The sequence below is a fragment of the Terriglobus sp. 2YAB30_2 genome, from assembly GCF_052114765.1.
Lineage (GTDB): Bacteria > Acidobacteriota > Terriglobia > Terriglobales > Acidobacteriaceae > Terriglobus.
Genome location: NZ_JBFRFJ010000014.1, coordinates 36,462 through 50,928, shown reverse-complemented (window position 1 = coordinate 50,928; position 14,467 = coordinate 36,462). Strand labels below are relative to the sequence as shown.

The following is a 14,467-nucleotide window of genomic DNA, read 5'->3' as shown; positions in this document are numbered from 1 at the left end:
AAGCGCAGCTTTGGTTAACAAACTTTTTTCGATCCTTTATTTCAGGTAACCACGAAGAGAATTTGTTAACCAGCTGATGCTTCTATCCGTTGTTTGGGCATGAAGACGCCCGACGTATCTTACCCATCCCATACGGACCGGCCTTCGCCCTTCTTCTGTGCCTTTGTCATCGTTTCGGTGCTTCTGTCGTTCATGGTGAAGGTGCAGGCGCAGCGGGCCCCGGCCCGTTCCATTGCGCTGAAACAGCAGATTGCGAGTGCCGAAGAGCAGCACGCTCCTGAAGAAAAGATCGGAGCACTATGGCTGCAGCTAGCCAACGAATACCAGATCCATCCCGATCTGGGCAGCGCAGAGAAAGCCTTCACGCATGCCATTCCGCTGTTTCGATCCCCAGACTCTCATCGAGATCTGGCAGATGCGCTGGACGGCCTGGGATCGGTCTATCTCTCTACCAGCCGTGTTCCGGAGTCGAGAACGCTGCTGCGAAAGTCACTTCTGCTCTACCGGGAGTTGCACGATCGCCCGCAGGAAGCGCATCTGCATGAGGAGCTTGCGATTGGATTTCTTCTAGAGAGGCGTTACCGCGATGCGGAACAAGAGGCCTCTGAAACGCTATCGGAGTTGCAGGAGCAGCAGAGTGTAGACATCGCTGAGAGGGAGGCGGCGTTGCTGACACGCAGCTATGCGCGTACGTACCAGGGTCGATGCCGGGGAGCACTTGACGATACGCAGCAGGCACAGACACTGGTGTCCGCCGGGCTCGAGGCGAACTCTCTTGAGGCCGCAACCTTCTGGGTCTCACGGAGCTTTGCGCTGTGGAGGTGCGGTGTTCATGACGGCGCCGAAGAGGCTGTGCTCAAAGCCCTGGAGATCGTCAACAGCCATACCGATCTGCCACGGCCTTTGCTGCTTTCGTATCGGCTTTCCGTATTGCGGCAGTACCTGGAGTTTTTGAAGGACACGCATCGTAAGCCGGAGGCTGCGCGTGTGGAGGCGGATATTCGCGAGATTCGGGAGGAGTTGCCGTCTGTGTGTTCCAGCTGCACGGTGCATGCGGCGGCGCTGTCGATGGCGATGCTGCCGTAGGGTTTGTTATTCAAGGTGCCCGAGACCTGAGCGCTCAGACCGATGGGCACCCTTTTGTTTGCCGTTTGGTAGCGCAGCGGAGAAATCTGCTTCTCTCATTTTCTTTGCCGGAGTGCCCCGCCCTCGCAACGCTAGGGTTGGTCAGGAATACTGGAAATTTCTAATAAGACACAAAACGATCCATCGATACACCCTACGTGGTTGCTACCAACATCTCTTCTGCATTCTCGGGTGGATGGAGACCATCGGTTCTATTTGCGAAGTAACGCCCAGTGAGATTGGCGGCCGAGACGTGGCGGACCTCTTTGAAGCCGGCCTCGCGAGCGAGATGCACTATTTCGTCCGGGGTGAAGAAGCTGAGGAAGGGTGTTCCGCTGGCGCGTGCTCCTTTCTCCGCCATCTGCAGGCCGGGGCGTAGGTCGTGAGCGGCTAAGTCAAGCGGAAGCAGGAAGGTCATGGCGAAGGTCGATCCCGGAGCCAGCCCGGCGGCCTGACGAAGCATTGCGTCTACGGCATCCCGGGTGAGATACATGCTCACTCCGGCTGCGGCTACGACGGAGGGCTCATGTGTGTCGAAGCCAGAGGCGGTGAGGCGCTGCCACCAGGTGTCGCCTGTTTCGAAGTCAACCGGTACGAACCGCAGCCATTCAGGAATGCCATAGCCTAGCTCGATGAGGCGTTGACGTTTCCATGCCTGGGGCATCGGTTGGTCCACTTCGAAGATGCGCAGGCGGGAGGAGATCTCAGGCCTGCGCTGGGCGAAGGTATCCAGGCCCGCGCCGAGCAGGACGTACTGGAGAACACCTCGGCCAGCCTGCTCCAGGAGCAGGTCCTCGATAAAGCGGGCACGGGCGACGATGGACGCACGGAAGAATCGTGTCGCCTGTGGATCCATATCGGGGCGTTGTTGCCAGTCGCCAATGGGGGCCGCCAGTTGCAGGCCGATCTCATCTTCGATGACATGCGGCGGCGCATCGACCTGTGCGTGCAATGCGCGCCACAGGGCGACGCGCACCGCGGTGCTGTCCGGTTGCGGTGCAGACATGGATGCTCCCTTCTGTTCCGGTGGAATCAGCTTTTCCTGGATGGGAGTGGCGCATCGACCGCGATATGCCGGCCGTCGGGATCGGCGAGCATCAGCTGCAGTGCGGGCCAGTGCTGCTTCTCGAAGGGATGCACCACCGTGCCGCTATGCGGAGGAGTGAATTGATCTGCATCCTCGACAGCGAGGCCCAGTGTGACCTGAAGTGCATGACCGGCCGGGCGCTCGGCGATGAAGAGATAGGGACCTCCGCTGGGATGACGCAGACGGCCCGAGTTGTGATCCGTCTCGAATTCGATCTCGTAGCCGAGATCGCGCCAGAAGGCTGCGGTGGCGCCCCAGTTGTGTGTCTCGATCAGAATTCCGTCGATGCCTTTAGTCTTCATGCTTCCTCCGTTTGCGCTTGTGCTCGTCGAGATAGGCGCGTAATGCCTCGGCAACAATGGCCGACAGCGACTGCTCGGTTTCAACGGCGTGATACTTGACCGCGCGAATCAGGTCGGTCGGCAGGTATACGTTGAACTGTTTCACGTCGTCCGGCATTGCTAGTATGCTAGCACACTAGCATGAAATGAAACCACAGATTCACTGGCGAAAAACTGCCCTTGTGAAGGGCATTTGTCCTCGCGTACACTTTGCCCGCCGAATTGTTGATAGCTGCAACAAATGTGAACTCCACCTCAGTCAGGAGATACGGACATGGCGTTGACGCGACGACAGTTCTCGAAGTTAAGTGCCCTCAGCCTGGGCGCGGCGCATGTGCCGTGGGCGCTTGCCGGGCAAGAGACGCCGCGAATCGGCTACTGCGTTATCGGCCTTGGCCGCATCGCAGGGCACTTTCTGGAAGGCGTTAAGAACTCGCAACACTCGAAAATCACGGCACTGGTCAGCGGACATCGCGATAAGGCCGAGCGCATCGCGGCGCAGTACGGTGTTCCGCGGGAGTCGATCTATAGCTACGAGGAGTTCGATCGCATCTCACAGAACAAGGCGATTGATGCTGTCTATGTCGCGCTGCCCAACAGCATGCATGCGGAGTACACCACGCGTGCGGCGAAAGCCGGAAAGCACGTTCTCTGCGAGAAGCCGATGGCCATCAGCTCCGCTGAGTGTCAGCAGATGATCGATGCCTGCAAGGCGGTGAAGGTCAAGCTGATGATCGCCTATCGTCTGCACTATGAACCGATCACGCTGAAGACTCTCGAGATCGTGCGCAGCGGGCGAATCGGACCGCTGCAGGCGATGGAGGCCGCGAACGGTTTCAGTATCAAGTTTGGCGAGTGGCGATACACCAAGGCCCTGGGCGGCGGTGGATCACTCTTCGATGTTGGCATCTACTGCCTGAACGCCTTCCGCATGTTCGCTGGCCAGGAGCCTACCAGCTTCCAGGCGGAGGTCGCGACCATCGACCACGATGAACGCTTCAAAGAAGTGGAAGAGAATGTTTCGTGGCTCCTGCGTTTCCCCTCCGGAGCGCTGGCGACCGGCGCTTCCACCTACGGCGGCGATATGGCCGGTTTTTATCGGTTGCACGGCGCGTATGGCTGGCTTCAGGTCGGTACTTATACCTACCAGGGCCAGCATCTCCAGGGGAGATATGCCGAAGAGCCTCATCGGGATGCAAAGCGGATCGATATTGATGAGACCAGCCAGGAGAAGGATCCCATGCACTTTGTGCGTGAGGCCGATCACTTCTCCCAGTGCATTCTGCAGAACACCCAACCGAACACACCCGGGGAAGAGGGTCTCGCCGATCTCCGTTGTATTGAAGCCATCTACAAAGCCGCAGGAGCTCCGCTGCACGTATGAATCGACGTCAATTTCTCTCCAGCACCGGTATCGCGACGATTGCGGCGGGCTCGAAGCCCGCCGCAGCATTTGCAGTACCGCCGAAGCGCGCCACCATGAAGCTCGGCTGCCAGAGCGCTCCGACCAACGATGCACATCTCAAGTACCTGGCACGGTATGGTGTCCGTAATATCTGCGGTTATCCGCAGATCGCCGATGGCCGCATCTATGCGACGGTGGAAGAACTGAGCCGCATGAAGGACCTGGCTCAGAAGAACAACATCGAGATCGACTGCGTAGGACCGCCGGTCCTCACCTCCAGCCACATTGACAGCGAAAAGCATCCGGCAATCATGCTGGCGAAGAGTCCCGAGCGCGATCGCGATATCGAGGACTTCCAGAAGCTCATCCGCAACTGCGGTCAGATTGGTTTGCCCGCAATCAAATACAACATGAGCATCCTTGGTGTGTTGCGCATCGGCCGCGTCCAGGGCCGTGGCGACTGCACCTACAGCCAGTGGAAGCTGTCGGACGCGCATCCCAAGACACCTCTTACCAGTGCCGGGCATGTGAATGCGGAGATGTTTTGGGAGCGCATCACCTACTTCCTTGAACGCGTGGTTCCGGTCGCCGATGAGTACAAGGTTCGCCTGGCCTGTCATCCGCACGATCCCGGTGTTCCGCCGGAGGGATATCAGGGCGTCGACCGTGTGCTGGGCACAGTGGATGGCCTGAAGCACTTCATCACCATTCAGGAGAACCCGTATCACGGTCTCAACTTCTGCCAGGGCACGGTCTCGGAGATGCTGGCCGATCCGGGTAAAGAGATCTATGACGTCATTCGTTACTTCGGTACGCGGAAGAAGATCTTCAACGTGCACTTCCGCAATATCCGCGGCCACCGCAATGACTTTATCGAGGTCTATCCGGATGAGGGAGACGTCGATATGGTGAAGGCGATCCGGGTGTATCAGGAGGTGGAATATCCATATCTGCTGATGCCGGATCACGTGCCGCAGGCGGCAAACGACCCGGACGGGCTGCAGTCGTTTGCGTTCAGCTATGGGTATATTCGCGGGTTGATTCAGTCGCTTGAGGGTTGAGTCGCAATATATTGGGTGGGATATTCGAACGAAGCTCGAACCGGGTGGGAGCCGTGGGCTTCCAGCCCACGGTTTATCGGCTCAATAAAGAAATGGGCTTTCAGCCCGGGGTTTTATCTTCTTCAAAAGGAAGGCCCAGGGCTAAAAAAGCCCATTTACTTCTAGTCCTTTGTCAGCGGGCTGAAGCCCGCTGAACACCCCAGCCAGCAAGCTGGCCGGGGACCCCGCTGCTCCCACCTTCGCAACGATTCGTTTCGGAAAATACCGTTGCTTTTCTATGCATAGATTGTCTACGATACCCAGCCATGAGCAGAAAAGCAGACCTGATGCCGGGAACCCTGGACATGATGATCCTCAAGACCCTGACCCGTGGTCCGTTACACGGCTATGCCATTGCGCAGTCCATCCGGCAGACGTCGGACGAGGTGCTGACGGTGGAAGAGGGTTCGCTGTATCCGGCGTTGCAGCGTCTGCTGCTGGAGGACTGGGTGAAGGCGGAGTGGAAGCGGACACCGTCGAACCGCAGGGTGCGTGTCTACACGCTGACGGCAACAGGCCGTAAACAGCTAGGGGTGGAGCTGTCGCGCTTCGAGCAGATGGTTGCGGCCATTGGGCGGGTGATGCGCGATGTGGAGGTAGAGGGATGAGCGCTTCTGGGCGGTGGATGAATCGGCTGCTGTTTCTGTTTCGGCGTAGCAGGTTTGAGGCTGAGCTGCGGGAAGAGATGGAGTTCCACCGCGAGCAGATCGAAGAAGAGCTGCGGTCTGACGGAACCGCCGGCCCCGAGGCTCACAGAAAGGCTGCCGTCCAGTTCGGAAACACGACCCGCCTGAGAGAACGCAGCCATGACGTTGTGGCCTTCCGTTGGGAGACGGTCGTGCAGGACATCCGCTACGCCGTTCGGCAGATGACTCACAGCCCCGGTTTCGCGATCACGGCAATCCTGATGCTGACGCTGGGTATCGGCGCGAGCGTCACCATCTTTGCGTTTGTGGACGCGGCGCTGCTGCAGCCTTTGCCATATGCTCAGCCTGACCGTTTGATGGATGTGAACGAGAGCCTGGACCTGTTTCCGCGTTCGAATCTGTCTTATCTGGACTATGTGGATTGGAAGAGGATGAATACAGTATTCCAGTCGATCGAGGTCTACGGCTGGAGCGGATATTTATTGCAGACACCGCAAGGGGCGGAGCCGGTTCCCGGGCTGAGGGTCAGCGCGGGCTTCTTCCGCGCCTTGGGAGTTGTGCCGGTGGAGGGAAGAGACTTCCGCCCGGGTGAGGATGCAGTCTCGGAGCAGCCGGTAGGTCTGTTGAGTTATGCCACCTGGCAGAAGCGGTTCGGCGGACAGAGGGACGTCATCGGGCAGACCATGAAGTTGAGCGGGATACCGACTACGATCATCGGTGTTCTGCCTGCCGGATTCCAGTTTGCCCCGCGCGGAACCGCTGAGTTCTTTACATCGCTGCAGCCGACAAACGGATGTGAGCGACGGCGAAGCTGCCATAACCTGTACGGCGTCGGCCGCCTTAAGGATGGTGTGACGGTAGCGGCTGCGCTGGCGGAAATGAAGGGTATCGCGCTGCAGTTGGAGCGCCAGTATCCTGACTCGAATCGCGGACAAGGCGCCAGCGTGATGCCACTGGCGAGGGCCATCACGGGGGATGTTCGTCCGATCCTGTTTGTGCTGTTAGGTGGCGCGGCACTGTTGCTGCTGATTGCGTGCGTGAACGTCTCAAACCTGCTGCTGGTGCGGGCAGAGAAGCGCAGGCAGGAGATGGCGGTGCGTGGAGCTCTGGGAGCCTCGCGGGTGAGGTTGGCAAGACAGTATGTGACCGAAGGCCTGGTTCTGGTGTTGCTGGGAACAGCGGCCGGTACCGCCGTGGCTTTAGTGATGACGCGCGTATTGCTTGCAATGATCTCGAAGGACATGTTGGCCGGTATGCCCTATCTCGCGAGCATGGGGCTGACAGCGCACGTATGGATCTTCACGCTTGCCGTCTCATTGCTGGCGGCAGTGCTGTTCTCAATCGCGCCAATTCTTCGTTTGCCGGTGGCGGCGCTGCGGCAAAGCCTGAGCGACGGAGGTCGTTCCGGTGGAAGTACCTTCTGGCGGCGGCTGGGGGCGAACCTCGTAATCGTGGAGGTGGCGCTTGCGGTTGTTCTGTTGTCAGGGGCCGGTCTGCTGTCAAAGAGCCTATGGAAGATGCTGCACATCGACCTGGGTTTCGATGTCGGTTATCTCGCAACACTGACGGTAGACCTGCCACGGGTGGGATTCGAGAAGGAGGAGCAGCAGAATCAGCTTGCAAACACAGTGCTGGACAAAGTGAGGAGCCTGCCTGGTGTGCAGGCGGCTGCATTGACGACGACTCTGCCCATCAGTTGCAACTGCAATACAGATTGGGTCAGGTTTGTCGGCAAGCCGTATAACGGGGTCCATAACGAAGTAAATAACCGCGAGGTTAGCGCGGGGTTCTTCCAGACACTGCGGGCAAGACTGGTGCGCGGGCGCTTCTTCACAGAAACCGATGACGCCACTCATCCCAAGGTGGTGATCATTAACGAATCTCTCGCGAGGAGGTACTTCCCCGACGAGGACCCCGTCGGCAAAAAAATAGGTGATACCGAGCTGACGGCAAAGTCCCTCCGAACGATTATTGGAGTCGTGGCCGACATCAAGGATAGTGCGCTCGATGCAGAGCAGTGGCCTGCGGAGTATGAATCCTTCGCGCAGGATCCATCGAGATCATTCTCCCTGCTGGTGCGTACCTCACAGCGGCCAGAGTCGATGCTACCGGCGTTGTCGGCTATGGTGCGCGCGCTGAATCCTGAACTCGGCGTGGAAGACGAAACCACGATGGAGCTGCGCATGCATGATTCCCCTTCAGCCTGGCTGCATCGTTCGGCGGCCTGGCTGATGGGCGGCTTCGCGGGCATCGCTTTTCTGCTCAGCATGATCGGACTGTACGGAACGATCTCTTACTCGGTCAGTCAGCGGAAACGAGAGATCGGCGTGCGCATGGCGTTGGGTGCACAGAGGAGCACGATCCACGGCATGATCCTGCGTGAGGCAGGACGGCTGAGCTGCTTCGGCATCGTGGCAGGTGTTGGCTGCTCGATCGCTGCGGCAAACCTGATGGGGTCATTGCTATTCGGTGTGCGGGCGTGGGATGTAGCGACGCTGGCTGCGGTGGTGGTGCTCCTGGCGGCGGCCTCGCTCCTGGCCTGCTATCTGCCTTCCCGGCGGGCCGCAACGGTAAACCCGGTGGAGGCGCTGCGGGCGGAGTAGAAGATTTACTCCAGCCTTATGACGCTGATACCAGCCGGAACATAACACTGATACCCGCCGGAACGGAAGAGAAAATCCGGGTTCTCAGGAGTCACCGCGACGCCGCCCAGCGGTTTCCAGGGCAGAGCGTTTATTCATGATCTGTAGGACAACTGCTTCTCACCCCCCAACATCTCAGTCGCCTGAAACCGGATCGAATAAAGGCCCGGTGAGATTCCTAGTGCTTCCGGCGAAAGGTCGTTCCCCTATGAAAATGCCGCGTACTCTCCCATCGAAATTTGCCGTCACGGCTCTTGCCTGTTGTTTCGCGCTTCCTCTGGTCAACGCGCAAAACGCTCCTGACAACACACGTCAGAACAAAAAAGAGTCCCTTGATGCGGATCAGCAATCGAACGCCAAATCTGATGTCCAGATAACGGCCAGCGTTCGCAAAGCGATCATGGCAGATAAGGATCTTTCAACATACGCGCACAACGTGAAGGTCATCACGAGCAACGGGCGAGTCACACTTAAAGGCCCGGTCGAATCTGAAGAGGAGAAGAACAAAGTCTTTGCCGATGCGACTAGCGCGACCTCTGGCAAAGTGATCAATCAACTGACGGTAAAACAGTAAGCCGCTTGAGACAAAATCAGGCTGGTTCGCCAGCCATAGGAGATACATATGTCCGATAAGAATGTAGCTGTATTCGGTATCTATAAGACAGCAGCCTCAGCGGAGTCCGCTGTCGATCACCTGCTCTCCAGAGGGTTCACAAACTCCGCTATCTCGGTTCTTCTACCGGACGACGAGAGCACACGCGCTTTCGCTCACGAGAAGAAAACCAAAGCTCCAGAGGGCACTGCAACTGGAGCTACTTCCGGTGGACTGATTGGTGGAACATTGGGATTGCTGGCAGGTATTGGAGCTTTAGCTATCCCGGGCGTTGGTCCGCTCATCGCGGCCGGCCCAATTGTCGCTTCTCTGGCTGGGGTAGGTGTGGGTGGCGCGGTGGGCGGTATGGTAGGCGCCCTGGTTGGTCTGGGGATCCCCGAATTTGAGGCAAAGCGTTACGAGGGCGCGGTGAAGGGGGGCGGCACATTGCTTTCCGTTCATTGCTCGACATCCGAGCAAATCGATGTGGCAAAGGCTGCGCTGAAGGAAACGGGCGCGCAGGACGTATCTTCATCGAGCGAGGCAGGCTCCGACACCAAAGCTGACGACCGCCGGACCTACGCCGACAGGCGCGATGTAGCGTGAAGGGGATATGAGCCTCTTCCGGGATAGGCTTTCAAACCTTTTTGCCAAGAGGGTTCCCCGCAATGGTGAACCCTTTTGGATATCATCCTCTGCGTTGCGACTGCCTTCCGTGGCCTTCTTCAGTTCATGTGGCCTCTGGACTCGCTCATCGACAAGACAGAGCGTATTAGGACCCTCCTAGGGTGCGTAGCGGGTGAAGATGAAATCACGCTCTTTAGCTGGCACGTGGCAGGAGTAGCAGTTTTTTAATGCCTCGGGACCATCGGGCTTTCCGTTAGTAAATTGAGCAAAGCCCCAACCGCCGGTGGCGACGTATTGCTTCGAGTCCTTCACCATGAGCTGGATGTTTGTTGGCGCTCCCGCTACGAAGGATTGCTCTTGTCCAAAGGCTTTGTTGTTTTCTTCGGATGGCGTGTATGTCCAGGCGAGGCGAGCGATAATTGCGCCGTCAGGAAAGGGAAGGTCCTTGCGGCGAAACGCGTCTACGGCCTGATCGTTGCCCAGGATGGCACGGAGATCGTTCAGCTTGCCTGCTTCATGCGCGACGGAAATCAGTTTCCAGTCCCGGTAGCGGGCCGGCAGCTCGATGACGGGAGGCGTCGTTTGCGCACGGCCCACCTGCCCCGAAACGTGATGTGCTGACCAAGCGAAGCCAATCATCGCTGGTACGTACGGAGAATGTCAGCATCGTTGCGGTCTTTCGTATAACCTTTTCGAGCCTACCGGGAATCTTCGTCAAGAAACTACCTCTTCATGGACACCATACATCTCATTGATCTTCAACAGCCCCAAGCGTGCTGACACCGGTGGGAGCAGCGGGGTCCCCGGCCAGCTTGCTGGCTAGGGTGTTCAGCCCGCTGATAAAGGCGTAAAAATGAATGGGCTTTCGCCCTGAGCCCTTCCCTGACAGACAGAGGAGGCCCAGGGCTATAAAGCCCATTCTTTTGGAGCTGCTTAACCGTGGCCTAAAGGCCACGGCTCCCACCGGTTCAAGCTTCGCTCGAATAGTTCACCCCGAATATCCCACCCATCGCTATCCACCCCAACGAACAAGTTCGTCGGGGACCGCGGTACGCGATGGATGGGGCACCTAGTGCGCGGGCTAGAGCATTTTCCCTGTTGCTGGGTATCGCGGAAAGGGGCGTGCAGCGGCGTTTTCATTGCGGAAAACGCCCATGGAAGCGGAAGTCCTACATTACACCCGCAGGGAAAATGCTCTAGCCGGAATTCGGCGATACGTCCTGGCTACTGCACGGTTACGGTTTTCTCTGCTGTGTACACATTTCCGTTTGCATCCCACAGTTTGAAGACCAGATCGTGGTTTCCCGTGCCGAGTGCTTGATACGTATCGATGGACGATGAGCCGCCGACGCATCCGGCGTTCTGGATGCATCCGTCGTCCTCGATCGTGAGATGTCCGTCGATATAGAGCTGCGCGGAAGTAGGAACCACCGGCGTATATCCATTCGCCAGGATATGGACCGGGGAGCCGCTGGTTGCGCCGGAGGGTAGACACATATTCGCGGTTCCCAAAGCAGCTGGGCAGACCGGTTCCGGCGTTCCGCTATAGACGTTGATATGGCGCTCGGACCGGAAGTTCAGGCCGGTGTAGTCCCAGGCCTTCACTACCAGGAAGTTGGCGCCGTTGTTCATGGGGAAGCTCTGGTCAAACGAACTTACAGGCTGCGAGTACGTCAGATTTCCATTGGTATAAAGCTGCAGCGCGGTCACCTGATGCGTGTCATATGCATTCGCTTGCACGCGTACCGTGGGGCCTGGCAGATAGGTATTGTCCACCGGCACGCAGACAGTCACCGCTGGATTGATCTGACTGGTCGAACATGGCGCGCGGTTCGTCGCGTTCAGAAAGATCTGCGTTTGCGCCGAGCCCGGCAAGTCCGAAACGAAGTCCATCATGCCATCGCGGTTGAAGTCACCCGCCGTAGGCGCTCCTACACTGTCCGTTGTCGCGACAAACTGCGCCGGAGTCTGGTCATACGAGCCATCCGGATGTCCGAGCCAGACAAATAAACCACTCTGAGCTCCTGTGGTCCTATTCCCTCCAACCAGATCACCGACGCCATCGCCGTTCACATCCACGCCCAGCATACGGTTCGTTGCCTGAATGCCATCCGACATCACCAGTGTTCGCTCGAACAGTCTCTGCTGGCCCTGTCCGTAAAAGGCGATGACACCCTGGCAGGTTGAGTTGCTCCCCTTGATGGTGTCCTGGGTGCCGCAGCTATACGAAAGCAAAATGTCGGCCATCCCATCCTGATTGAGATCGGCAATCGACAATCCCGCGGGAGATGTGAACGCCGTCAGTACAGCTTTGCGGAAGTTCTCATGGCCATCGTTCCACAAGATATACGTTCCTGATCCGGCCGGGTTGCCGATGGTCATCGCAACAATGTTCTGAATGCCGCTATGGTCGAAGTCGCCTGCACCGACGGAGATCACATCCGTGTTTGCTTCCATCGCGATGGTGTTCTGCAAAACGAAACTGCGACCGCTCACGTCATTGAAGATCTCGACATTGCCGGCGATATCGCCAATCGCCACATCAACCAGATGGTCGCCATTGAAATCACCGACGGCGATCGACCGCGGGCTTGTCTGGATCGCGGTAGCAACGGGGCCCGCAAATGTGCCGTCGCCGTTGCCAAAGAACACATCGAAGGTGCCGCCGATGCAAAGCACGGCTACATCCTGAATGCCGTCGTTGTCGAAATCGGCCGCGACCACATCCAGAACCTGAGCGCTGTCCGCGATGCCAATCCTGACCGGCGCCTGGAAGGTGCCGTCGCCGTTACCCAGACGCAGGGTTACATCGGTCGAGTTGGCTCCGCCTCCGTAGACCACGTCCGGTTTGCCATCTCGGTTGAAGTCGGCCTGTGCGCTGGTATAACCGCCGTAGACCGGAGAAGTATCGCGTTTGAGTTGAAAGCTGAGATTCGATTGCGCAGTGGCAATCGCGCTGGTCAATAGAACCAGGGCATAGGCAATTTTGCTTCGCATGGAAGTTACTCCTGAGCAGGCTCTTGAGGGCCCGGGCTGCGGAGTAGGAGAAGTTATCTATGCAGCTTCAGGTTGCCTATCATTCTGGAATTCGTTTGGATGGCCGCTGTTGGATTTTGGGCAGGACGGAATCTGCCTCAAAACGCATGGGTTATCCCGTCTCAATGTCTTGGGTCTAAAGTAAGGTTCCTAACTTAGGATTCGTCCTTGAACAACACCACCATTCCCTGTTATCAGGAGAACCACGCCGGGCTTTCGGCTCGGATCAGGCGATGGATGGTGATCTCGGGGAAGCAGTTGAAGCGTACCGGTGCGATGGAGCAGCCGACACCGACCGAGGTGTAGCCGACCAAGGGACCGTATGTCCACGCGCCCGCCCCCATGGAGCGAGGCAGCTTGGCATCAAGGGTGATCGGAATCGATCCCGGCAGGCAGACCTGGCCGCCGTGCGTATGGCCGCTGAGCATCAGGGAGAAGCCGGCGTGGGCGGCCTGCCGATAGATCTCCGGCGTGTGCGAGAGCAGGATGGAGATGGCGCCGGAGGGAATAGGGCCTGCCGCCTGGTGGACGTTGTCGGCGCGGTAGTAGTGGGCGTCGTCTACACCGCAGAGATAGATCTCCTGGTCTTCGCGGGCGATGACGACCGTCTCGTTCATGAGCATGCGGATGTCCATCTCCTCGATCGCGGGCACCATCCTGACGGAGTCGTGGTTGCCGAGGACAGCATAGACGGGACCTTTGAGATGGCGTCGCACATTCTGCAGGATCTCGAGGGCAACGTCGAAAGGGCCGAAGGTCTGTCCGCGGAAGTCTCCGGTCAGGACACAGAGGTCATAATGCAGGTCAGGCACGACCTCCGCCAGGCGCTTCATCGGTTCGGGGCTCAGGTCCGCGTGCAGGTCGCTGATGTGAAGCACTGAGTAGCCGTCGAAGAGCGAAGGCAGGCGCTCCAGTAAGACTGGATTATTACGGAGGTGAATCTTCTGCGCATTCCGATGTCCCCGGGCATAGAGTCCCGTCCCTTTGAGTACGGCCTTGAACACGCTGTGCAGCGAGTACCAGTTCTCAGGATGAAAGAAGTTGAGCCCATGCCCGAAGATGGCTTCGTGGTCCTTTTCGATGCCCAGCCGCTGGCGCGCGTGCACTTTGCCGAGACGATGTTCCAGCTTTTCCAGGATTTCCCGATCAACCTCTGGACGTGATGCGTGGCTCATACCGGCCCTCAAAAAGGCAAGATTTCTTGAACGGTACTATACACGCCCTCGATGGATGGAATGCGATGTGCGGATGTGATGTGCGGATGTTTGGCGAGGTCGACCGACCGCCCTGAAACGCCCGAGCATTTTCCCTGTGGGAGTTATGCAGGGTTTCAGCCTGGGGGCGTTGCCCAGGCTGGTGGAATGCCCCTTCAGCGCTTTTAATCTACAACTCTCCGTATCCGCACACACGCCGCTCGCTTCCGGGCACGTATCTTTGAGGTGAACTCTTCCGGCTCCTCTTGACGAACTAGAGGAAAGGCGTATCTTTGTCCTCTAGAGGAACTAGAGGAGAGATTCGATGTCCGTACCGAAGGCAGAGCCGGGTGAGATTGTTCAGGGAACGCTCGAGATGTTGATTCTCAAGACACTGGCGCTTGAACCCATGCACGGGTATGGCGTCGGGTTGCGCATCGAGCAGATGAGCGACGGCGTCTTTCGCGTGAATGCGGGCTCTCTGCTGCCTGCTCTGAGCCGCATGGAGCGTAGCGGCTATGTGAAGACCCAGTGGCGTAGTACGGAGAACAACCGGCGCGCGAAGTTCTACGAGATCACGGCGAAGGGCCGGAAGGCATTGCAGCAGGAGAAAGAGCAGTGGGGGCGGCGGATCTCCGCCATTGCACGCATCCTTGATGCGTAGTTGGGAAG

14 protein-coding genes are annotated in these 14,467 nt (G+C 58.2%); 8 read left to right on the top strand and 6 right to left on the bottom strand.

Annotated elements, in window-relative coordinates; all coding sequences use genetic code 11:
• Positions 1-99 precede the first annotated feature (99 nt).
• A complete protein-coding gene (locus AB4Y89_RS18725; protein WP_442302464.1) occupies positions 100-1,086 on the top strand; it encodes a hypothetical protein in 987 nt (328 codons plus the stop codon).
• Between the two features lie 193 nt (positions 1,087-1,279).
• Here the strand turns inward: AB4Y89_RS18725 and AB4Y89_RS18720 are convergent, their stop codons facing one another.
• From AB4Y89_RS18720 to AB4Y89_RS18710, 3 genes are read right to left on the bottom strand one after another with little or no spacing between them, the layout of a single operon-like run.
• Complete coding sequence (locus AB4Y89_RS18720) at positions 1,280-2,131, bottom strand: class I SAM-dependent methyltransferase (RefSeq protein ID WP_442302463.1); 852 nt, start codon at positions 2,129-2,131, stop codon at positions 1,280-1,282.
• Positions 2,132-2,157: 26 nt separating this feature from the next.
• Positions 2,158-2,514, bottom strand: a complete 357-nt coding sequence (locus AB4Y89_RS18715) for a VOC family protein (RefSeq protein WP_442302462.1) — start codon at positions 2,512-2,514, stop codon at positions 2,158-2,160.
• Positions 2,504-2,671, bottom strand: coding sequence for a ribbon-helix-helix protein, CopG family (locus AB4Y89_RS18710; protein ID WP_147646122.1), 168 nt, complete (start codon positions 2,669-2,671; stop codon positions 2,504-2,506). The genes AB4Y89_RS18715 and AB4Y89_RS18710 overlap by 11 nt, the downstream gene beginning before the upstream one ends.
• Before the next feature lie 156 nt (positions 2,672-2,827).
• Here AB4Y89_RS18710 and AB4Y89_RS18705 point away from each other — a divergent pair, with 156 nt between their 5' ends.
• From AB4Y89_RS18705 to AB4Y89_RS18680, 6 genes are all read left to right on the top strand, one after another.
• Complete coding sequence (locus AB4Y89_RS18705) at positions 2,828-3,937, top strand: Gfo/Idh/MocA family protein (RefSeq protein ID WP_442302461.1); 1,110 nt, start codon at positions 2,828-2,830, stop codon at positions 3,935-3,937.
• Positions 3,934-5,019 (top strand): mannonate dehydratase, encoded by a 1,086-nt coding sequence (locus AB4Y89_RS18700; RefSeq protein ID WP_442302460.1) that lies wholly within the window; start codon positions 3,934-3,936, stop codon positions 5,017-5,019. Before AB4Y89_RS18705 ends, AB4Y89_RS18700 begins: the two co-directional genes overlap by 4 nt.
• Before the next feature lie 305 nt (positions 5,020-5,324).
• Positions 5,325-5,666 (top strand): PadR family transcriptional regulator, encoded by a 342-nt coding sequence (locus AB4Y89_RS18695; protein ID WP_442302459.1) that lies wholly within the window; start codon positions 5,325-5,327, stop codon positions 5,664-5,666.
• Positions 5,663-8,308, top strand: coding sequence for an ADOP family duplicated permease (locus AB4Y89_RS18690; RefSeq protein ID WP_442302458.1), 2,646 nt, complete (start codon positions 5,663-5,665; stop codon positions 8,306-8,308). The genes AB4Y89_RS18695 and AB4Y89_RS18690 overlap by 4 nt, the downstream gene beginning before the upstream one ends.
• 247 nt (positions 8,309-8,555) lie before the next feature.
• Positions 8,556-8,921: a BON domain-containing protein gene (locus AB4Y89_RS18685; protein ID WP_442302457.1), complete on the top strand. Its 366-nt coding sequence runs from the start codon at positions 8,556-8,558 to the stop codon at positions 8,919-8,921.
• A gap of 48 nt (positions 8,922-8,969) precedes the next feature.
• A complete protein-coding gene (locus AB4Y89_RS18680) occupies positions 8,970-9,545 on the top strand; it encodes a general stress protein (protein ID WP_442302456.1) in 576 nt (191 codons plus the stop codon).
• Between the two features lie 177 nt (positions 9,546-9,722).
• Here AB4Y89_RS18680 and AB4Y89_RS18675 read toward each other — a convergent pair whose 3' ends face one another.
• The 3 genes from AB4Y89_RS18675 to AB4Y89_RS18665 all read right to left on the bottom strand — a co-directional run bounded on the left by AB4Y89_RS18675 (position 9,723) and on the right by AB4Y89_RS18665 (position 13,777).
• Positions 9,723-10,205, bottom strand: a complete 483-nt coding sequence (locus AB4Y89_RS18675; RefSeq protein WP_442302455.1) for a cytochrome P460 family protein — start codon at positions 10,203-10,205, stop codon at positions 9,723-9,725.
• A 585-nt stretch (positions 10,206-10,790) separates the two neighbouring features.
• Complete coding sequence (locus tag AB4Y89_RS18670) at positions 10,791-12,563, bottom strand: FG-GAP repeat domain-containing protein (RefSeq protein ID WP_442302454.1); 1,773 nt, start codon at positions 12,561-12,563, stop codon at positions 10,791-10,793.
• Between the two features lie 233 nt (positions 12,564-12,796).
• Positions 12,797-13,777: a metallophosphoesterase gene (locus AB4Y89_RS18665; protein WP_442302453.1), complete on the bottom strand. Its 981-nt coding sequence runs from the start codon at positions 13,775-13,777 to the stop codon at positions 12,797-12,799.
• A gap of 343 nt (positions 13,778-14,120) precedes the next feature.
• Here AB4Y89_RS18665 and AB4Y89_RS18660 point away from each other — a divergent pair, with 343 nt between their 5' ends.
• Entirely contained in the window at positions 14,121-14,459 is a 339-nt protein-coding gene (locus tag AB4Y89_RS18660) for a PadR family transcriptional regulator (RefSeq protein WP_442302452.1), read from the top strand.
• Positions 14,460-14,467 lie beyond the last annotated feature (8 nt).